The following is a 21,079-nucleotide window of genomic DNA, read 5'->3' as shown; positions in this document are numbered from 1 at the left end:
CAGAAAAACAGAAATTTTTTTAAGAAGGGAGAAAGGAGGAAAAGACCTGGTATATATTTAAAGTGCCGTAGCCCCATTCCCGATTAGGGTACAGCTTGTCACTGCTTCTTTGGGCGCCTCGTATGAGCAGGGATTTTAATTCGGAATTATTGAAAATCCTGGGCGGTGTCCGACGCATACCCCATTCGATAAGCAGGGCGCAGCCCCCGGCAGTGAGGGCAGAAGCAGCAGAGGTTCCTGTTATAGTGACATAACGGTTTTTCGGAGCAGGCGCCAGAAGGTTTACTCCCGGAGCAGTGATATCCGGTTTAATCTGCCCGGTGCGGGTAAAACCTCTGCTGGAATTCAGCATAAGGCTGTTGTTGTAAGCATTGTAGGAGGCAGTGGTGATGGAGGAGGGAGAGGCTGCAGGTACAGTCAGGGTGGTGTCTGGATTGGGGCGCAGGAAGGTGACATCAGGGTCGGCAAAGCCGGTAATAGGGAGCCACATGTGGTAATCTCCGCTGTTAAAACTGCTGGTATAGACCCGGATTTTCCAGGAGCCGGGGGTGGGGTTAGAAAAGCGCATGAAAAGCAGTTGATGTCCGGATACGGTTTGCACAATCTCCGAAGTGACGAAAATTGTGGTGTCCTCCAGAATAAAGGAAATATTTTCACTGTAGCTGATACGGGGTGTTATTTTGGGAACAACTTCTCCGAGAGGAGATTCAAACCCCACAGCATAAACTTCCGGCGGCTGTCCCCAAAGTTCTACGCAAAAGCCTCTGGTGTTTGGATCTACCAGAATTTCTACGGCATCATAGTCCTGGGAGTTTAATGCAGTTCCATAGTAATGATGTGCTTTGCCGGCTTCATTGCCTGCTGCGGTTACGGCATAGACACCTCGGTAATTATCTGTGGCTGAAAGCATGGAATCCAGAGGCGAGGTACCGGAATGAGCGCCCTGATTGGAGCCTACCCCAAGGCAGAGAACCAGAGGTTTTTTCAGCTCATCAGCCAGGCGCAGCAGATAGCGGATTCCCATCATAATATCTGTGGACTGGTAAGCAGGGGCATCTCCGGTGACGTAAAACAGTTCTTTTAAATAGTTTTTTGCTTCTTTTAATTTAACTGCGGCAATCATGGCTTCCGGAGCAGCCCCGGTAAAATCCTCTTCCAGCGCTTCACTTCCGGCAGCAATGCCTGCCAGAGCAGTGCCATGTCCGTTTTCATCGCGGCTTGGCACAAGAGAAAAAGGGTCTTCCCTTTGAAGGGCTGCATCAAGATCCTCCTTTGTATAGCTGCTTCCGTACTGCAGATCATAGGGCGGCGTACCGCTTTGCACAGTCTGATCCCAGATACCGTAAATCCTGCTGGATCCGTCCCTTTTCCGGAAAGCCTTGTGGGTAAAGTCAATTCCCGTATCCAGAAAACCAATGAGCACGTTTTTTCCCTTTAAATTCAGAACAGGTTGGGTCTGTACTGCCGTAATGCCGGAAGCGTCCAGACTGGCGCTGTTTAAGAGGGTAAACAGCTTTGGAACCGTGTTGTAAAAAAAACCGTAATCATAATAATTCTGAAAAAACTCTTCTGCGAGGGGGTAGTGGATAATCCCGTAATATTCATTGAAAATCTGTGCGCCATAATCCTTGTAATCCTCCAGAAATCCGCTGTACAAAGGCAGAATTAAATCTGTGTATTCTTCTGATAAAATCATTTCTTTTATGGAAGGCATAAACTCTCCCGGGCTTTTTTCTTTAATCTATGAGAGGTGGGAGGAAAACTTGATAGGAATCGGCGGCTGAGATTAAAATAATATGAAATCAACCCTGCGGTATAAAACAGCTTCGATTTCGTTATGATTTATGTTATAATTTATTCATAGTAAAAATATGGAAAAAGAACGTCAAGAGGGAATTCCAAGATGAAAAAACACAAAATTCTGATAATAGAAGATAATGCAGATCTGAGAGAAGGGCTTGCCTTCTCTTTTTCCGGTGATGGATATGAAGTGACAGAAACGGAAACAAAAAAGGACGGATTAAGAGAAATAGAAAAAGGCTGTTATGACCTGGTGCTTTTAGACTGTAATCTGCCAGACGGGACCGGATTTGAGCTTTGTAAGGAGGTACGCAGCTACAGCCATATTCCGATTATCATGCTGACTGCCCGTGACACAGAATTAGATGAAATAAAAGCCCTGGAGCTGGGGGTAAACGATTATTTGTCAAAGCCATTTTCCCTTGGTGTACTCAAAGCAAGGCTAAAGCGGATTTTGCAGGAAAAATCAGAAACCGCAAAGCTTGTCACAGGTGCACTGACCATAGACCGGGATACCTGCAAGGTGTACAAGCGGGGGGAAGAAATTTCCCTCAGTAAGCTGGAATACCGTCTGCTCCTGTATCTGATTGAAAATAAAAATCATATTCTTTCCAAGGAACAGATTTTGGCGAAAATCTGGGATAGTGACGGGAAGTATGTGGACAACAATACTGTGTCTGTGAATATCAGCAGACTTCGCACAAAAATAGAAGATGACATATCCAATCCCTCATGGATTAAAACCGTCCATGGCATGGGATATATCTGGAAGGAACTGTGAGCATGGAACTATTATTATTTGCAGGAATTTTTTTTGGTGTAACCGGTATTGCGGCAGCTGTATTTTTTTGCCTGCGAAGCCGGAAAATGTATCGCATCATAGACAAGATGCAAGATGAAATTTTGAACCGCCAGCCAGTTACTTTATCGGACCTTCGGGAGGGTAAAGTTTCCATGCTGGCAAGTAAGGCGAAGCGAATTCAGGAAATGCTGGAATTTGAAATCGCAAAGGCAGAAGAGGAAAAGGAGCAGGTGAAAGGTCTTATCTCCAATATGTCCCATCAGTTGAAAACGCCTCTTGCCAATCTTATCATGTACGAGGAAATTCTGGAGCAGGGGGAGGTAAGTCCGGCAGACAGACTGAAATTTTTAAAGAAAATGCGTATCCAGTCTGAAAAGCTGGACTGGATTTTGCAGTCCCTTTTTAAGATGGTGAAGCTGGAACAAGACGTGATTTCTTTTGAAGCAGAGGAAGTATCAATACGGGAAACCATTTTAGATGCAATCAATATGATTTATGAGAAGGCAGAGAAAAAAGAAATTTCCATTGTGACAAAGCCTTTTGAGGATAAAAAGCTTTATCATAACCGGAAATGGACAGCAGAAGTGTTTGTAAATCTTTTGGAGAATGCAGTAAAGTATTCGGAACCTGAAAGCTGTATTACCATAGAGTGTATATCCTTTGAAATGTATACTCAGATTCGCTTTACAGATAGAGGAAGGGGAGTACGAAAAGAAGAACAGACAGAAATTTTTAAACGGTTTTACCGAAGCAGGGACGTGGAGCATCTGGAAGGCTCGGGAATCGGACTGTATCTTTGCAGGCTGATTCTGGAAAAGGAAAAGGGCTATCTGAATGTAGAATCTGAATATGGTAAGGGCAGTCGCTTTTCTGTGTTCTTACAAAACTGTAAGAATTAAAATAGATTCTGTAAGAAGTCTGCAAGAAGCCTCTGATATGATAACCGTATAAAAGAAAAATCAGATTAGAGGGAGTGAATGACATGAACGTTTTAATTGCAGAAAGTGTTAAGAAAACTTATGGAACAGGAGAGCATGCGGTTAAGGCTCTGAAGGATATCAGCTTTACCATAGAACAGGGAGAATTTACAGCAATTGTGGGCACCTCTGGGAGCGGTAAGAGTACCCTTTTGAATCTTTTGGGTGGCTTGGATACGCCCACAAGCGGCAGAATCTGTATCCGCAATCACGATTTGGCAGGACTTGACCGAAAAAGTCTGACTATTTTTCGGAGGAGAAACATTGGCTTTGTATTTCAGAACTATAGCCTGATGCCTGTATTAAACGTCTATGATAACGTGGCGCTTCCAGTGACCTTTGACAGGGGAAAACATATTGACCATGTATATATCAGGGATTTGCTCACAGAACTGGGACTTTGGGAAAAGCGTAAGAAGTATCCAAATGAACTTTCCGGCGGTCAGCAGCAGAGAGTAGCCCTTGCAAGGGCTCTGGCAAATAAACCAGCCATTATTCTGGCAGATGAGCCTACCGGAAACTTAGATACAGGAACCACGGTTGAGGTTATGGGACTTTTAAAAAGCAGCAGCAGAAAGTACAACCAGACAATTCTTATGGTTACTCACAATGAATCCATTGCGCAGACCTGCGACCGAATCATTCACATTGAAGATGGCAAAATTCTCCGGGACAGCGGTGCAGACGTGAAAAAAGGCGGTGAGCAGTGATGAAACGTATGCTGAAATTATCTCTTGCTTATCTTCGCTATTATAAAAAACAGACGTTTTCCCTGTTTCTCGGAGTGCTTCTTTCCGCAGCCCTTCTTGGGGGAATCGGTTCCCTCCTCTATAGTGGCAGGCAGCAGAATATCGAAAAGGCCAGACAGGACTATGGGGACTGGCATTATTACTTTCAAAGCGATGAGCAGCAGGCAAAGACGATTCTGGAAAAAAAGAAAGGGAACGGATATGAAATAGAAGAGGTCGGTATCCTTACCATTCGGAAAGTCCTGGAAGAACCCTATAAGGTTATGATGGTTCATGGAGAGGACTCTTATCTTCATATGATGAATCGAAAGCTTTTAGAGGGAAATTATCCCAAGGAAGCAAATGAGGTTGCCATGGACACCTATGTACTGCGAAATCTGGGGATTCCGGAGAAAATAGGAAGCAAAGTAGAATTAGATGGGGAAAGCTTTATTCTAAGCGGCATTTTGAGCGAGTCTGTGGAAGGAACAGAGGATTATATGCAGGTCTTTGTTCATAAAAGCGTGGATTATGGACAGAACGGGGTTTTTGTCTATCTCAAGTTTTTGGAAGACCGCCCGATTTATAAAGAGTTATCTGCTTTTTGTCAGGAATTTCATTCAGAAAAAGAAAATATGAGGCGTAACAATCATCTGGACGGTTATGTGGGCGGCACAGCCCCGGCAGCCTTCTCGGAGGTTTTCAGGGTGAGCGTTATGGAGCAGGGAACCGGTATTCCCTATCTTTATGCTTATTATAATGAGAGCGGACAGCTGACAAATGCAGTGATTTTGGCAGCTCTTGGCATATTTGGCGTTTTTATCATATACAGTCTTTTTCAGGTATCTGTCAGAAAACGTATGTCCCAGTACAGTGTTATGCAGACTCTTGGAATGGAGGAGAAACATACTTTTGGAATATTGTTCGGAGAACTTCTTCTGATATTTGTTGCAGGATTTCCCTTAGGCTGCCTGCTTGGCAATGGTATTGCAGCTCTGTTGTATGGGAAAATCGGACGGATTTTCGTAGGTGTGCAGGAAAAAGGAATCCGGCATACAGGAGTAGAACAGGATTTATCCCAAATTTCTGTGTCAAGTATTGGCGATATCGGCAGATTTTATGTAGATAAAAAGCTGCTTTTGTGCTGTCTGCTTTTCTTTGTGGCAGTGTTGGTATTCTTAAGCCTCTTCCTGGTGAGAAAAATGCGGCGATACACCTGGGGGCAGATGATTCGGAAGGAATCCGGGAAAAAACAAAAAAATCGAAAAATTTATTCTCTTCACAGAAAAAATCTTACAGGTATTTTAACAAAGAAGTTTATGTTTGGAAAGATAAGCGCCTTTGTGGGGATTCTGTTTTCCCTTTCCATTGGGGGCATTATTTTTCTGGGAGCTACTTATGTGACAGAAAACACAAAAATACACAACGAGCTGACGTTTAAGGCTGACGATGGACTTGGCTCAGATATTCAGGTCTTTGAGGATTCAGATTCTTTGCATGATACCATTCCTACATATATGGCAGAAGAAATCCGTAAGCTTCCGGGGGTAAGGTCTGTAAACACCATGAATTATATGTTGGGGGAAATCCCCCTTTATGACGGAAAACTGGTGTGGACCTCTTATTTTGCAGAAACAGACCCTTCCGATGATTTGGAACCAGACCCTGTGTTAATGGAAAAATATAACGGTAGGGCAACCATTGAAGGCGATGGGGATTATAAGCTGAAGGTTAATGTATATGGATATGATGATGAAATGCTTTTGGAACTTTCAGACTATCTTTTGGAAGGAAGTATTGACCCGGACACCATGCGGAAAGAAGATACCGTAATTTTTAAAACCATTATGGGTGGACAGGGAACTTATGAGGGCATTGCAGTGAAAGCCGGGGAGTCTATTACATTGAAAACACCAAGAAGTACAGAGGTACCTGCAGAAGTTCTGAAATTTCAGGAGGAGGACACTTTTTATACAGAGCAGGAGTTTGGGGTGGCAGCCCTTGTGTCCAGACCTCTTGCTAAAACAGAAGCTTTTATTGGAGATGATGGAACAGATACGGTAGATATTATTATGACAAGAGAGCAGATGGAAAAATATTTTGGCATAACCGGATATCGTAATTTAGGAATTACGCTGAAGGAGGGGGTGGACGGAGCAGTGGTTTCCGATGAAATAAGAAAGCTTACCAAAAGCGTGCCGAAATGTATGGTAAAGGATTACACCCGTATGATTCAGGCAGAAAATGCTTTTGTAGAACAAAAGATGCTCTTTTTCTATGGAGTTGCCATTGTGATGCTGGGAATCAGTGTGCTTCATATTATCAACAGTATGCAGTATCTGGTGGCAGCGAGAAAGCATGAGTTTGGAATTTTGCGCGCCATGGGAATCACGGATACTGGCTTTCGCCGAATGTTGTTCAGAGAGGGAGTTCGGTACGGAATATACACCAATCTGGTGCTCTTTGCCCTGTATTTTCCGATACAGAAGATTCTCTACTATTTTTTGATTCGTGTTTATCTTTATCTGAACCCGGTTGCGTGGGTGTCACCGGCTCCGGTCATCGGACTGTTGGTACTCAATGTAGCAATCTGTATTCTTGCTATGGAATGGGCGGGAAGAAGCATTTTGGAAGAAGGGATTATTGAGGAAATCAATGAGTAGATGTGACCGGTTTCTTTTCCCGGAATATCTTAATAAGAGCAGGAAAAGGCAAACAGGCAGGTGAAGAAAATGAACAGAGCAGGGCTTACGGGAAAAGGTATAACGGCAGCAGTGCTGGATACCGGAGCTTTTCCCCACCCGGATTTCGAGAATCGTATCCTGGCATTTCGGGATTTTGTAAAGGGGCGCAGTCTTCCCTATGATGACAATGGACACGGAACCCATGTGCTGGGGATTTTGGGCGGCAGCGGCAGGGCTTCAAAAGGAAGCATCTGCGGCGTGGCTCCGGAGTGTAGCTTGCTTCCTATAAAGGTTTTGGACAAAAACGGAAACGGAGTGCAGGAAAATGTCATAAGGGCTATAGACTGGATTTTGGAGCATAAGGAAACTTATAGTATCCGCATTGTTAACATTTCTGTAGGTACTACTCACAGGGATGGCCATGAGAGGCTTTTAGAGGCTGTGGAGAAGGCCTGGGACGCCGGGATTGTGGTAGTGGCAGCCGCAGGCAACCAGGGACCCGGAAGAGGCAGCATTACTGCACCGGGGTGCAGCCGCAAAATCATTACTGTGGGTTCCTCGGATATGCTGGTAAATCATCTGGGGCTTTCCGGGAGAGGTCCCACAAGAGATTGTATCAGCAAGCCGGATATTGTAGCACCGGGAAATGAGATTTCTTCCTGTGCAAATAAAAACATGGCTTTTCCCTATACGGTAAAAAGTGGTACCTCCATGTCCACGCCAGCAGTGTCCGGAGGAATTGCCCTACTGTTGGAAAAACACCCGGAATATACCAATCTGGAGATTAAAAAGCGACTGAAAAGCAGGGCAAGGGATTTGGGATATCCTCATAACCTGCAGGGGTGGGGACTGTTTTCTTTGGATGATTTTCTAAGAGAAAGTTAGAAAATAGGGTTGACATTTCTTGTGTGATTGTATACAATGATACAAATACTTTATTAGAGTATAACGCTAAGCTAATGAATGAGGAGTGTGTATCATGATAAACAGAGCTGTCAGAATGAATTATAACACCAATTTGCTAGAACTTGAGGAACATATGTATCCTCTGGTGGACGTGGAAACCCCAAATGTGTTTCATAATCTGTTTCCCTATTCTGAAGTTCCCAAAATTGCTTTCAATGACCGGATTGTCCCACATCACATGCCGGACGATATCTGGATTACAGATACCACGTTCCGGGACGGACAGCAGTCCAGAGCTCCCTATACCACAGAGCAGATTGTACGTATCTATGAATATTTGCATCGCTTGGGAGGCCCCAATGGCAAGATCCGACAGAGTGAATTCTTCCTGTACAGCAAAAAGGATCGGGACGCAGTGGATAAATGTATGGAAAAAGGCTATTCCTTTCCGGAAATTACAGGGTGGATTCGGGCGAGCAAAAAGGATTTTGAGCTGGTGAAAGAACTGGGATTAAAGGAATGTGGCATATTGGTAAGCTGCTCGGATTATCATATTTTTTATAAAATGAAAATGACCAGGCGAGAGGCTATGAATCACTATCTCAGTGTAATCAGGGACTGCCTGGAAATAGGGATCAGTCCCAGATGTCATCTGGAGGATATTACAAGAGCCGATATTTACGGATATGTGATTCCCTTCTGCATGGAGCTGACTAGGCTTATGGAGGAATATTCCATTCCCATTAAGGTGCGTTGCTGCGACACCATGGGATATGGCGTCAATTACCCCGGAGCAGTAATCCCCAGATCCATTCCCGGAATTATTTACGGAATTATGACGCATGCAGGCTTTCCCTCTGAACTCATTGAGTTTCACGGACACAATGATTTTTATAAGGCAGTGAGCAATTCCACTACAGCCTGGCTCTATGGCGCCTGTGGAGTCAACTGTTCCCTGTTTGGCATAGGAGAGCGGACGGGCAATACACCTCTGGAAGCCATGGTGTTTGAATATGCCCAGCTAAAGGGAACGCTGGACGGTATGGATACAACAGTTATTACAGAGCTTGCAGAATACTATGAAAAAGAAATTGGATATGAGATTCCTCCCCGTACCCCCTTTGTAGGCTCCTCCTTTAATGTGACAAGAGCCGGAATTCATGCAGACGGACTCTTGAAAAATGAAGAAATTTATAATATCTTTGATACAGAGAAGTTTTTAAAGAAAGCCCCTCAGGTAGCTGTTTCCAATACCTCCGGTCTTGCGGGGATTGCACATTGGATAAACAATCATTTCCGGCTTGCTAAAGAAAAGCAGATAGACAAAAACAGTGAGCTGACAGTTATGGTAAAGGCCTGGGTGGACAGACAATATGAAGAAGGAAGGGTCACAGTGGTTACAGATGAAGAGCTCTTGCAGGTGATTGCAGAAAGCTGTAAGCGGCTGAATCTGAACCTGGACGAATAAGGTGTAAAAGATATGGCAGGAGGATCTTTAAGAGGTAAGGTATTCAATAAAATCCGGGAGGATATTTTAAAGGGCAGATACAAAAAGGGCGATGAGCTGGTAGAGTGTACCATTGGAAAGGAGCTTGGTGTCAGCCGTACGCCTGTACGGGAGGCAATCCGCCAACTGGAACTTGAGGGATTGGTGCAGCTCATTCCAAATAAAGGTGCCTTTGTTACAGGGATTTCACCGCGGGACGTTATGGATATGTACCGGATCCGGGCAAAGCTGGAGGGCTTGTGCGCAGCTATGGCAGCAGAGCATGCCACAAAGGAGCAGCTAGAGGAAATGGAGGAAGTTATCTATCTTTCAGATTTTCATGCAGATAAAGGGAATTATGAACAGGTCTGTCAGCAGGACGGCAGGTTTCATCAGCTTTTGTATGAGGCATCAGGAAGCCGGATTTTGGCCCACACGCTTTCTGATTTTCATGAATATCTCCAGAGGGTCCGCATGGCTTCCCTGCAGTTTCGCATGCGGGCAAGGCCTTCGAACAGTGAGCATAGAACTATTTTAGAAGCCATTCGGGCAAAAGATGCAAGGAAGGCAGAACAGGCAGCTTCCCTGCATATTCAGAATACCATAGAGAATCTGAAAAATTTTGATGTGGAAAGAGTTTTGAAGGAAGAAATGAAATAGACGAAAAGGAGAGAATACGCCATGGAAAAAATTAAAATGACAACACCGCTGGTAGAAATGGACGGAGATGAAATGACGAGAATCCTCTGGAAAATCATCAAAGAGGAATTGCTGTATCCCTTTGTGGAGTTAAAGACAGAGTATTATGATCTGGGGCTGGAATACCGCAATGAAACAAATGACGCAGTGACCGTGGACGCAGCCAATGCAGTGAAAAAATATGGGGTAGGTGTAAAATGTGCCACCATTACTCCAAATGCTGCCCGTATGGAAGAATATCATTTAAAAGAAATGTATAAAAGCCCTAATGGAACCATTCGCTCCATGTTAGACGGCACGGTGTTCCGCACCCCTATTATAGTAAAAGGCATTGAACCCTGTGTAAAAAACTGGAAAAAGCCAATCACTCTGGCAAGACATGCTTACGGTGATGTATATAAAAATACTGAAATGCGGATTTCGGGACCCGGAAAGGCAGAACTGGTTTTCACAGCCAAGGACGGTACCAAAACCCGCCAGACCATTCATGAATTTCAGGGGGCAGGGGTGCTGCAGGGCATGCACAACCTGGACGAATCCATTGAGAGTTTTGCAAGATGCTGTTTTTCCTATGCTCTGGATACCTGCCAGGATTTGTGGTTTGCAACAAAGGATACGATTTCCAAACAGTATGACCACACTTTTAAAGATATTTTTCAGGAGATTTTTGATGCAGAATATAAAGAAGCTTTTGAAAAAGCAGGTATCACCTATTTCTATACACTCATTGATGATGCAGTGGCAAGGGTAATGAAAGCAGAGGGCGGCTTTATCTGGGCATGTAAAAATTATGATGGAGATGTGATGAGCGACATGGTTTCTTCTGCTTTTGGTTCTCTTGCCATGATGACCTCTGTGCTGGTTTCTCCAAAAGGCTATTTTGAATATGAGGCAGCCCACGGCACAGTGCAGCGCCATTATTATAAGCACTTAAAGGGCGAGGAAACCTCTACAAACTCTGTGGCGACCATTTTTGCCTGGAGCGGGGCTCTGAGAAAGAGAGGAGAGCTGGATAAAAATCCTGAGCTGCAGAGTTTTGCAGACAAGCTGGAGGCTTCTGTTGTGGAAGTCATTGAGGGCGGCAAAATGACAAAGGATTTGGCCCTGATTACCACAAATCCAAATCCGGTTGTTTTAAACAGCCAGGACTTTATCTGCGAAATCCGTAAAGCGCTGGAAGCAAAGCTGTACTAATCCAATACCTTTTGACAAAAGGGAAGAGCGACCTATTCGGCCAGCTCTTCCCATTTTTCGTAAAGAGTTTCCAGTTTTTCAGCAATTTCCGCTTTCTCCTTTGAAAGCCGGACACATTCTGCCACGTTGGTAGCAATTTCCGGTTTTGTCATTTCCTCGTCAATTTCGCTGTCCCGCTGCTCCAGCTTTTCAATAGCTTTTTCCGTTTTCTTTAATTCATTTTCCCGTTTCCGAAGGCGTGCCTGTTCTTCTTTTTGCTGTTTCCAGTCCAGTTTATTGGCAGATACGGTTTCTGCCGGAGCTTCTGACTTTTCCTCTGGTGCATAGACATTCGTCAGTTCTTCTTTTTTTTCCAGATAATAGTCATAATTTCCAATATAGTTTACCAGCTTGTGATTGGTCAGATCCAGAATTCTGGTGGCTGTTTTATTGATAAAATAACGATCATGGGACACATAAAGCACGGTTCCCTCGTAGTTATTTAAGGCCTCCTCCAGGATTTCCTTGGAAGTGATATCCAGGTGGTTGGTAGGCTCATCAAGAATCAGGAAATTCGCCTGGGACAGCATAAGTTTTGCCAGGGAAACACGTCCTCGTTCTCCACCGCTCAATGCAGAAATAGGTTTAAACACATCATCTCCGGTAAAGAGAAAGGCTGCCAGCAGGTTGCGGATTTCCGTATTGGTAAGTTTGGGATAAGCATCGGAGATTTCTTCAAAAATCGTTTTTTCCATGTGTAACACATGGTGTTCCTGGTCATAATAACCGATATGTACCTTGCTTCCCAGTCGGAAGCTGCCACTGTCAGCCGGAATTACCTGATTTAAAATTTTTAAGATCGTAGTTTTTCCGGTACCGTTGTTTCCGATAATGGCAACCCGTTCTCCACGCTTTATCTGAAAGTTCAAATCTTCAAACAAAGGAAGAGAAGGGAAGGATTTGCTGAGATGTTCTACCTCCAGCACATCGTTGCCGCTTATGATTCGTGGCTTTAAAGTGATACGCATGGAATCGTCCACTTCTGCGGGCTTTTCCAGCACCTCTATTTTTTCCAGCATTTTTTCCCGGCTTTCTGCCCTGCGTATGGATTTTTCCCTGTTAAAGGATTTTAGTTTTGCAATGACTTCTTCCTGATGTTTGATTTCCTGTTGCTGGTTTATATATGCCTGGTAGGCAGCCCGGCGGAGCATAGCTTTCTTTTCGCTATAGGCGCTATAGTTTCCTGTAAAGGAGGTTACTTTTGTGTTGTCAATTTCCACGATTTTTGTGGCAACCTTATCCAGAAAATACCGGTCATGGGATACAATAAATACAGCTCCCGGATAGTTTAAAAGATAGGTTTCCAGCCAGGCAATGGAATCCATATCCAGGTGGTTGGTAGGCTCGTCCAAAAGAATGATGTCCGGCTTTGACAGAAGCAGACGTCCCAGCGCCACGCGGGTTTTCTGTCCTCCGGAAAGGGTGGAAAGCATTTTGTCGAAATCTCCTTCTGCAAAACCAAGACCTTTTAATACCCCGGTCAGCTCACTTTTATAGGCATAGCCATTTTCCAGCTCAAATTCGTGGGTCAGTCTGGAATAGGTTTCCATAATTTTATTCAGTTCTACTTCTGTGGCATGCTTCATCTCTTTTTCTAACTGGCGCATACGCACTTCCATATCAAGAATGTGCTGCTTAACCTTCAAAAGAGAATCGTAGATGGATAAATCCCCGTCCATTTCCTGATGCTGCGCCAGATAGCCCATGGTTTTTCCTTTCGCTAAAATTACCTGACCGCCATCTGCCGCAAGTTCGCCTGCAATGATTTTAAAAAGTGTAGATTTTCCTGCACCGTTAATGCCTACCAAAGCTGCCTTTTCTCTTTCTTCAATGTGAAAGCTGGCGTCAGAAAGCAGGGTGACGCCGTCAAAGGACTTTTCTATATTTTGACATGCAAGTATCATGGTTCTAATCTCCTTTAAAACTCCGTACAGCCTGAAAAGCTGTCCTATTTATTATAGCGGAAAATTCTTATTTGACAACACAGAAAAAGAAAATTAATTGACTTTAATTTAACAATCCATTATAATGAAACGTAGAAATGTGTATTTTAAATACAGGAGGGTCGTCATGGAGGAAAAGTGCATTTCAAAGGCAGTGATCAAAAGGCTACCCCGATATTACAGATATTTAGGTGAACTTATAGAAGAAGGCGTAGAGCGAATATCCTCCAATGAGCTAAGTGAAAAGATGCGGGTAACTGCATCTCAGATTCGTCAGGATTTGAATAATTTTGGCGGCTTCGGGCAGCAGGGATATGGTTATAATGTTCCGTATCTGTATGAGGAAATCGGGAAAATTTTAGGACTTGATAAAACACATCACATGATTATTGTAGGTGCAGGTAATCTGGGACAGGCACTTGCCAATTATGTGAAGTTTGAAAAAAGAGGCTTCAAGATTGTAGGAATTTTTGATGTGAATCCAGTGCTGAAGGGGATTTCTATCAGAGGAAACGAGATTCGTATGATGGACGAGCTTCCTCAGTTTTTAAAGGAGCAGGACGTGGAAATTGCCACCTTGACCCTGCCGAAAAATAATGCGGCAGAAACAGCAGATCTGTTGGTAAAGAACGGCATTCGTGCTATTTGGAATTTTGCGCATCTGGATTTGGACGTGCCGAAGGATGTGATTGTGGAAAATGTACATCTTTCCGAGAGCCTGATGCGTTTGTCCTATAATTTGAATTGCTATGAAAACGAACATGAGAAGAAATAAACATGCGGGAAGGGGCTGTTGCGGCAGCTCCCTTTTCGCTTTCCCGGAAAAGGCGGTGAAAAAATGGAACAGATTGTAACCGGAGAGCAGATGAAGGCGTTGGACGTTTATACCATAGAGCAGATGCAAATGCCGTCCCTGGTGCTGATGGAACGGGCTGGTCTGCAGGTCTTTTGGAGCATGCAAAAAGAAGGGCTGCCACTTTCTAAAGTGCTGGTTTTATGTGGCAGCGGAAATAATGGAGCAGACGGCGTGGTCATAGCCAGGCTTCTGACCCTGGGGGGATATCAGACAGATGTCTGTATTTTGGGAAAGCCGGAACATTTTACAAAAGAAATGGAAAAACAGATAGAAATTGGCAGAAATTATGGGATTTCCTTTGTCAAGACTTTCTGTGTCCATGAATATACTACTATCGTAGACGCCCTGTTTGGCGTGGGACTTTCCAGAGAGATAAAAGGAACTTACAGAGAAACCATAGAAAGTCTGGAACATTTTCAGGGGAAAATTGTAGCAGTGGATATTCCTTCCGGTATCCATGCTGGGACAGGGGCAGTTTTGGGTTGTGCCGTAAGGGCAGATCTTACCGTTACCTTTGGGTACAAAAAGGCAGGGCTTTGTCTGTATCCCGGTGCAGCTTATGCAGGAAAGCTTATAAGTGCAGATGTGGGGATTTTAATGCCCCCCTCCTTTGGAAGCGGACTTTTTGCCTGTACCAGGGAAGAACTGAAGACGCTTGTAAGAAAGCCGGACGGGAATAAGGGCAGCTTTGGAAAGGTTTTTCTGGTAGCAGGAAGCAGGGAAATCTTCGGAGCGGCATATTTGAGCGGACAGGCTGTTTTGCGAAGTGGTGCAGGTATGCTGAAGATTGCCACACCGAAAGAAAACCGGGAAATGTTTGCCTGCTTTCCAGAAGCCATGCTGGCTGTCTACGACGAGGAAACCGCCCTTGAGGAACTGGTGAGAGAAAATTTGGACTGGGCAGATGTCATAGGCATTGGGCCGGGGATTGGAATCTCGCATCTGTCCGAAAGGCTGCTGGAACTGCTTTTAAAGCTTGTAAAAAAGCCCCTTGTCATTGATGCAGACGGGCTGCGGCTTTTAAAGGGGAAGGAAGCACTGCTAAGAGCCTGCAAGGGGCCGGTAATCCTTACCCCGCATCTGGGAGAATTTGCAGCGCTTACCGGTATTTCCATAGCCCGGTGGAAGGAAAATCCCATAGAGATAACAGAAAAAACAGCAGAAGAGCTGGGGGTCATACTGGTATGCAAGGATGCCAGAACCCTGATAAGCAGCAAAGAGGGCAAAACCTGCATCAATCTTTGCGGAAACGACGGTATGGCGACAGCAGGAAGCGGCGATGTACTTACCGGACTGATTCTGGGTCTTTTGGCTCAGGGACTTTTGCCTTTTCAGGCAGCCTGCACAGGCGTTTATCTTCACGCAAGGGCCGGGGATCTGGCAGCCTCCAAAAAAGGGAGAGCAGCCATGCTGGCAGGAGATCTGATTGATGCGGCAGGAGAAATTCTAAAGGAACTTTAACAAGAAAGAAGGAAAAGCATGAGGACACAAAAAAGAATCCAGGCGAATATTGATTTGGACGCCATTGCATATAATCTGAACAGCATGAGGAAAAACCTGAAAAAAGACACGCAGATCATCGCGGTCTTAAAGGCAGATGGCTACGGACATGGTGCAGTGCCTCTGGCAAAAGAAATTGAAGCCTATCCCTACATCTGGGGGATTGCGGTTGCCACTGTGGAAGAGGGCATGGAACTTAGAAACGCAGGGATTCAGAAGCCTATCTTGATTTTGGGATATACCTATGAAGAGGATTATGACAGGATTGTGCGGGAGGATTTTCGCCCTACAGTTTTTAAAATTTCTATGGCAAAAAAGCTGTCTGAGGCAGCAAAAAGGGCAGGAAAGACTCTGAAAATACATATAAAAATTGATACGGGAATGACCAGAATCGGGTATCGGAATCCGGAAACAGACATTCCCGAGATTCTGGAGATTTGTCGTTTGCCGGGACTTGAGGCAGAGGGAATCTTCACCCATTTTGCAAGAGCAGACGAAACAGAGCTGGATCCTGCAAGTCGCCAGTTTGAACGGTTTACTGCGTTTCTCAAAGGACTCGAGGCGGCAGGGGTGACTTTTCCCATTAAGCATTGCTCCAACAGCGCAGGGATTATCCGTATGCCTGAGGCCAACATGGACGCTGTGCGGGCAGGGGTAATTCTTTACGGCATGTATCCCTCTGAGGAGATGGAAAAAGAACCGGTTCCCTTAAAAGCAGTGATGGAGCTGAAAAGCCACATTGCCTATATAAAAACCGTGGAGCCAGGTGTAGAAATCAGCTATGGCGGTACCTTTACCACTACCAGATCAACTAGAGTTGCCACCATTCCCGTGGGATATGCAGATGGGTATGCCAGAGGGCTTTCCAACAAAGGAAGCGTACTTATTCATGGAAAAAGAGCTGCGATTTTAGGCAGGGTCTGTATGGATCAGTTTATGGTAGATGTGACAGGAATTCCCGAAGCGAGAGAGCTTGACGAGGTGACACTTCTCGGAAAAGACGGGGAGGACTGTATTACCATGGAGGAGCTGGGAGAGCTTTCCGGCAGATTTAACTATGAGTTTGCCTGCTGTATCAGCAAGCGGGTTCCAAGGGTTTATTACAAACACGGACAAGTACGGGAATAAGTTTGGATAATACATGAATACACACACAGAAACTGGGAAGAATGATAAGCAGATATGAGAAAACAAATCGGAGTGTGAAGTGTGTGATTATCAAACGAGGAGATATTTATTATGCAGACCTGCGGCCTGTGGTAGGCAGTGAGCAGGGGGGAATCAGACCGGTTCTGATTATACAAAATGATATTGGAAACAAGCACAGCCCTACGGTTATCTGTGCAGCCATTACGTCGAGAATGAACAAGGCAAAATTGCCCACACATATTGAAATTGATGCAGCCTCTTATGCAATTGTCAAGGATTCTGTTATTTTACTGGAACAGCTTCGGACTATTGATAAAAGACGGTTAAAGGATAAGGTGTGCCACCTGGATGCGGAAATTTTACAGAAGGTCAATCATGCCCTCTGTATCAGCCTGGAACTTCCTACATAGTCGGACAACAGGTTTTATGTGCGGAAATCTTGACGAACTAAACGGAAAATGGTATTTTATTCATGGTACGGTAGCAGAAGTACCGTAAAAAACGGAAGAAGAAGGAAGGAATTAAAGAAGTCTATGGACGACGGGAGCAGCCCTATATGGGCTCTTACAGTTTTTGTTTTATTTATTATAGTAAACGGAATAATGTACGGCTTTGGCGCGGCCGTACAGAAAATCAGCGAAAGTGAATTGGAGAAGCGTACCAGAGAAGAGGGAGATAAAAAGGCGCAGTGGATTTTAAAAATTATGGAGAATCCAAGCCCTATTGTCAACACGATTCTGACAACTGCCACACTTTTGAGCATTCTTACTGGTTATACGGCGATTCGTTCCATTACGCCCTATGTTTATCGCGGGTTAAAGGGAATGAAAGCATTTCTGGGAGAAGGAGTGCCGGATTGGATTTTTGCAGATGCGGCGCTGATTCTGGTCGTGGTCTTCTCTTTGATTATCTTGCTGTCTTTTGGTGTAATTTCTGCCAAAAAGGTGTTTAACAGTAAGCCGGACGTATGGGTGTACCGGACAGCCGGAATGGTAAAATTTCTGGTGACGCTGTTTACCCCTGTGACCTTTCTGATTATGAAACTGTCGAATCTGGTGGTGAGAATCTTTGGCGTGGATCCTCATAAGCAGGAGGACGATGTAACAGAGGAGGAGATTATTTCCATGGTTGATGATGCCCATGAACAGGGGGTTATTGAGGAAAGCGAAGCAGAAATGATTCAGAATATCATGGAATTTTCGGAAACTGAGGCTCAGGACATTATGACCCACCGGAAAAACATCAATGCCATTGAGGAAACCATGCTGTTAAAGGACGCGCTTTTGTATATGTTGGAAAACAGCAATTCCCGCTACCCGGTTTACAGGGAAGACATTGACAACATTGTGGGAATTTTGCATTTAAAGGACGCTATGAAGCAGGTGACTCTGGGACATTATGAAAATCAGCCCATCAGCAGTATTCCCAATCTGGTGCGGGAAGCTGTTTATATTCCCGAAACCAGAAATATTAATGATTTGTTCAAACGTATGCAGGCGAGAAAAATGCATATGGTTGTGGTTGTGGATGAATACGGACAGACTTCCGGAATTGTCACTATGGAGGATATTCTGGAGGAAATTGTGGGAAATATTTTGGACGAGTATGATGAGGAAGAGCATTTTATTCAAGTGCAGACAGACGATTCCCTGATTATGGAGGGACGTACACCTTTGGAGCAGGTGGACGAGGTGCTGGAGTCTGATTTTGACGAAGAAGAATTTGATACCTTAAACGGATATCTGACTTCTCTGCTGGGGCATGTTCCCAATATGGCAGAGGACAAGGAAATCAGAACAAACGGATATTTATTTACTATCCTCGGGGTAGAAAATAATACAATACAAAAAGTTCGGGTGGAAAAGCTGCCTGAAAGAGAAAAAGGAGAAGAGAAATGTCAGGACATTCAAAATTCGCAAACATAAAACATAAGAAAGAAAAAAATGATGCAAAAAAGGGTAAAATCTTTACGGTTATCGGAAGAGAAATCGTGGTTGCTGTAAAAGAAGGCGGCCCGGATCCTGCGAACAACAGCAAATTAAGAGATGTCATTGCAAAGGCAAAAGCAAATAACATGCCAAACGATACCATTGAAAGAGGAATCAAAAAGGCTGCCGGAGATGCCAATGCAGATAACTTTGAGGTGCTTACATACGAGGGCTATGGTCCAAGCGGTGTAGCAATCATTGTACAGACACTGACAGACAATAAAAACCGTACAGCCGGGAATGTAAGAAGCGCTTTTACAAAGGGAAGCGGAAACATTGGAACACCGGGTTCTGTATCCTTTATGTTTGATAAAAAAGGACAGATTATCATTGACAAGGAAGAATGCGAAATGGAAGCAGACGATTTGATGATGATTGCTTTGGATGCAGGTGCAGAGGATTTTGCAGAAGAGGAAGACAGCTTTGAAGTTTTGACTGACCCGGACGAATTCAGTGCAGTAAGAGAAGCTCTTGAAAAAGAAGGAATTCCTATGATGGAAGCCCAGATTGCCATGATTCCTCAGAATTATGTGACCTTGTCTGACGAACAGGATATTAAAAATCTGCAAAAGACACTGGATTTACTGGACGATGATGATGATGTGACTGATGTATGGCACAATTGGGAAGAATAAAATAAAACAGGATACACATAATACCTCCAGAAAAGAAAACTGGAGGTATTTTTATGTCTGAGGAGAAAAAAGAAAAGTTGGAAGCCAGGGAAAGGCAAAACGAGGAGATTGAGGAGCTGGGTGAGGTGATGCTGGAGGAAAATCAGAAGCAGTATCACATTCAGCTTTTATCAATTATCGGAGAAGTGGAAGGGCATGAGTGCCTTCCAAACAGCAGCAAAACTACGAAATATGAGCATGTTCTGCCAAAACTTGCCATGATTGAGGACAGCAAAGAAACAGACGGGCTTTTGATTCTCTTAAACACCGTGGGCGGCGATGTGGAGGCTGGACTTGCCATTGCGGAGATGATAGCTTCCTTGAGCAAACCTACGGTATCCCTGGTTCTGGGGGAAGGCCATTCTATTGGAGTACCCATGGCGGTTTCTGCGGACTATTCCTTTATTGTACCAAGTGCAACTATGGTTATTCACCCGGTACGCAGCAATGGTATGTTTATCGGGGTTATGCAGAGCTATCGGAATATGGAGAAAATCCAGGACCGTATTACCGGATTTATTGCTTCTCATTCCCGTATGAAGCAGGAGCGAATTGAAGAATTGATGCTGGATACCTCTCAGCTTGTAAAAGATGTGGGAACCATGCTGGAAGGAGAAGAGGCAGTGCAGGAAGGACTGATTGATGAAACCGGAGGGATTAAAGAAGCTCTTGAGAAGCTTTATGAAATGATTGAAAACAGGCAAAATTTATGATAAAATAAACATTTGATAAAAAGATAACTTACGAAAGACGAATAAAGAGGTTAAAATCATGTCAATAATAGATGCATTGCTGCTTGGGCTGGTACAGGGACTGACAGAGTTTCTTCCTGTGAGCAGCTCAGGTCATCTGGCGATACTGAAGAATCTGCTGCAAATCAAAGAAACAGGACTGTTATTTTCTGTACTTTTGCATGTGGGAACCCTTGTGGCAGTATTTGCTGCCTTTCGCCGGGATTTAAAAAAATTACTGCTGGAAGGCTGTAAGCTGGTATATGACTTTTGGGAGAATATCCGTGTCTATTTTAAAAACCGGCATGAACAGGAGGCCATTCGTTACAGAAAACTGGTTTCCAATAACTACAGAAGACTTTTGCTTCTGCTTTTGGTGTCCACAATTCCCACTGCCCTGGAAGGGGTATTTCTAAGCAATCTGGTTTTGCAGGCAGAGAGTAATCTTCTGGCGCCTGCTATAGGATTGTTTATTACAGGCGTATTTTTGCTGATTATTGATTTTTTTCCTGCAGGGAAGAAGATTCCAAAAGATGTCAGCTACAAAACGGCGCTTCTTATCGGGGTTTTTCAGGGGATTGCAGTTTTTCCGGGAATTTCCCGTCTGGGAATTACCCTTGCAGTCTGTCTGATGTGCGGCTTTAATAAAAAATTTGCAATGAAGTATGCGTTTCTGGCAGCAGTTCCCTCTATTTTAGGGGCGGCTGTCTGGGAGCTTATCCAGGTTTCGGGCTTAAAGCTTTCTTTGGAAACCTTTGGTGTTTACATAGTAGGTGCAGCAGTGGCTGGGTTTGTGGGCTATTTCAGTATTCAGATTATGCTCAGAATGTTAAAACGCAGAAAGTTTATTTTCTTTGCTGTGTATTGCTTTTTGATTGGCACTGTAGCAGCAATCTGTAATTTTGTATTATAAATAAGGGGAG

18 protein-coding genes are annotated in these 21,079 nt (G+C 44.2%); 16 read left to right on the top strand and 2 right to left on the bottom strand.

Going from position 1 to position 21,079, the window contains the following annotated elements; translation table 11 throughout:
* Positions 1 to 19: 19 nt before the first annotated feature.
* On the bottom strand, positions 20 to 1,714 hold the full coding sequence (locus DQQ01_RS09485; RefSeq protein ID WP_111919832.1) for a S8 family peptidase: 1,695 nt from the start codon (positions 1,712 to 1,714) through the stop codon (positions 20 to 22).
* A 189-nt stretch (positions 1,715 to 1,903) separates the two neighbouring features.
* Here DQQ01_RS09485 and DQQ01_RS09480 point away from each other — a divergent pair, with 189 nt between their 5' ends.
* From DQQ01_RS09480 to DQQ01_RS09445, 8 genes are all read left to right on the top strand, one after another.
* A complete protein-coding gene (locus tag DQQ01_RS09480) occupies positions 1,904 to 2,581 on the top strand; it encodes a response regulator transcription factor (RefSeq protein ID WP_111919831.1) in 678 nt (225 codons plus the stop codon).
* A gap of 2 nt (positions 2,582 to 2,583) precedes the next feature.
* Complete coding sequence (locus tag DQQ01_RS09475) at positions 2,584 to 3,501, top strand: sensor histidine kinase (RefSeq protein WP_111919830.1); 918 nt, start codon at positions 2,584 to 2,586, stop codon at positions 3,499 to 3,501.
* A gap of 83 nt (positions 3,502 to 3,584) precedes the next feature.
* A complete protein-coding gene (locus tag DQQ01_RS09470; protein ID WP_111919829.1) occupies positions 3,585 to 4,289 on the top strand; it encodes an ABC transporter ATP-binding protein in 705 nt (234 codons plus the stop codon).
* Positions 4,289 to 6,970 carry an ABC transporter permease gene (locus tag DQQ01_RS09465; protein WP_111919828.1) on the top strand — a complete coding sequence of 894 codons (2,682 nt, stop codon included), beginning with the start codon at positions 4,289 to 4,291 and terminating at the stop codon, positions 6,968 to 6,970. Before DQQ01_RS09470 ends, DQQ01_RS09465 begins: the two co-directional genes overlap by 1 nt.
* Before the next feature lie 69 nt (positions 6,971 to 7,039).
* The gene (locus DQQ01_RS09460; protein ID WP_111919827.1) at positions 7,040 to 7,876 is read left to right on the top strand and encodes a S8 family peptidase; all 837 of its coding nucleotides are present in this window, start codon (positions 7,040 to 7,042) and stop codon (positions 7,874 to 7,876) included.
* 94 nt (positions 7,877 to 7,970) lie between these two features.
* Positions 7,971 to 9,365, top strand: a complete 1,395-nt coding sequence (locus tag DQQ01_RS09455; protein ID WP_111919826.1) for a hydroxymethylglutaryl-CoA lyase-like TIM-barrel protein — start codon at positions 7,971 to 7,973, stop codon at positions 9,363 to 9,365.
* A gap of 12 nt (positions 9,366 to 9,377) precedes the next feature.
* Complete coding sequence (locus tag DQQ01_RS09450; protein WP_111919825.1) at positions 9,378 to 10,043, top strand: GntR family transcriptional regulator; 666 nt, start codon at positions 9,378 to 9,380, stop codon at positions 10,041 to 10,043.
* A gap of 21 nt (positions 10,044 to 10,064) precedes the next feature.
* Positions 10,065 to 11,276, top strand: a complete 1,212-nt coding sequence (locus DQQ01_RS09445) for an NADP-dependent isocitrate dehydrogenase (RefSeq protein WP_111919824.1) — start codon at positions 10,065 to 10,067, stop codon at positions 11,274 to 11,276.
* Positions 11,277 to 11,308: 32 nt separating this feature from the next.
* Here the strand turns inward: DQQ01_RS09445 and abc-f are convergent, their stop codons facing one another.
* A complete protein-coding gene (abc-f, locus tag DQQ01_RS09440; RefSeq protein WP_111919823.1) occupies positions 11,309 to 13,219 on the bottom strand; it encodes a ribosomal protection-like ABC-F family protein in 1,911 nt (636 codons plus the stop codon).
* 166 nt (positions 13,220 to 13,385) lie between these two features.
* Between abc-f and DQQ01_RS09435 the strand changes: the two genes are divergently transcribed.
* From DQQ01_RS09435 to DQQ01_RS09400, 8 genes are all read left to right on the top strand, one after another.
* Positions 13,386 to 14,033: a redox-sensing transcriptional repressor Rex gene (locus DQQ01_RS09435; protein WP_111919822.1), complete on the top strand. Its 648-nt coding sequence runs from the start codon at positions 13,386 to 13,388 to the stop codon at positions 14,031 to 14,033.
* A 63-nt stretch (positions 14,034 to 14,096) separates the two neighbouring features.
* On the top strand, positions 14,097 to 15,575 hold the full coding sequence (locus DQQ01_RS09430) for an NAD(P)H-hydrate dehydratase (protein ID WP_111920882.1): 1,479 nt from the start codon (positions 14,097 to 14,099) through the stop codon (positions 15,573 to 15,575).
* A gap of 18 nt (positions 15,576 to 15,593) precedes the next feature.
* The gene (gene alr, locus DQQ01_RS09425) at positions 15,594 to 16,742 is read left to right on the top strand and encodes an alanine racemase (protein WP_111919821.1); all 1,149 of its coding nucleotides are present in this window, start codon (positions 15,594 to 15,596) and stop codon (positions 16,740 to 16,742) included.
* Between the two features lie 41 nt (positions 16,743 to 16,783).
* Entirely contained in the window at positions 16,784 to 17,173 is a 390-nt protein-coding gene (locus tag DQQ01_RS09420; protein WP_302695312.1) for a type II toxin-antitoxin system PemK/MazF family toxin, read from the top strand.
* 48 nt (positions 17,174 to 17,221) lie between these two features.
* Positions 17,222 to 18,688, top strand: coding sequence for a hemolysin family protein (locus DQQ01_RS09415; RefSeq protein ID WP_242980294.1), 1,467 nt, complete (start codon positions 17,222 to 17,224; stop codon positions 18,686 to 18,688).
* Complete coding sequence (locus DQQ01_RS09410; RefSeq protein WP_111919820.1) at positions 18,658 to 19,386, top strand: YebC/PmpR family DNA-binding transcriptional regulator; 729 nt, start codon at positions 18,658 to 18,660, stop codon at positions 19,384 to 19,386. Before DQQ01_RS09415 ends, DQQ01_RS09410 begins: the two co-directional genes overlap by 31 nt.
* Before the next feature lie 53 nt (positions 19,387 to 19,439).
* Positions 19,440 to 20,138 (top strand): ClpP family protease, encoded by a 699-nt coding sequence (locus DQQ01_RS09405; protein ID WP_111919819.1) that lies wholly within the window; start codon positions 19,440 to 19,442, stop codon positions 20,136 to 20,138.
* Between the two features lie 58 nt (positions 20,139 to 20,196).
* On the top strand, positions 20,197 to 21,069 hold the full coding sequence (locus DQQ01_RS09400) for an undecaprenyl-diphosphate phosphatase (protein WP_111919818.1): 873 nt from the start codon (positions 20,197 to 20,199) through the stop codon (positions 21,067 to 21,069).
* Positions 21,070 to 21,079: the final 10 nt, after the last annotated feature.

This window comes from Blautia argi (assembly GCF_003287895.1).
In the GTDB taxonomy this organism is placed as follows: Bacteria; Bacillota; Clostridia; order Lachnospirales; family Lachnospiraceae; genus Blautia; species Blautia argi.
This window is presented reverse-complemented; position numbering and strand designations above follow the sequence as displayed.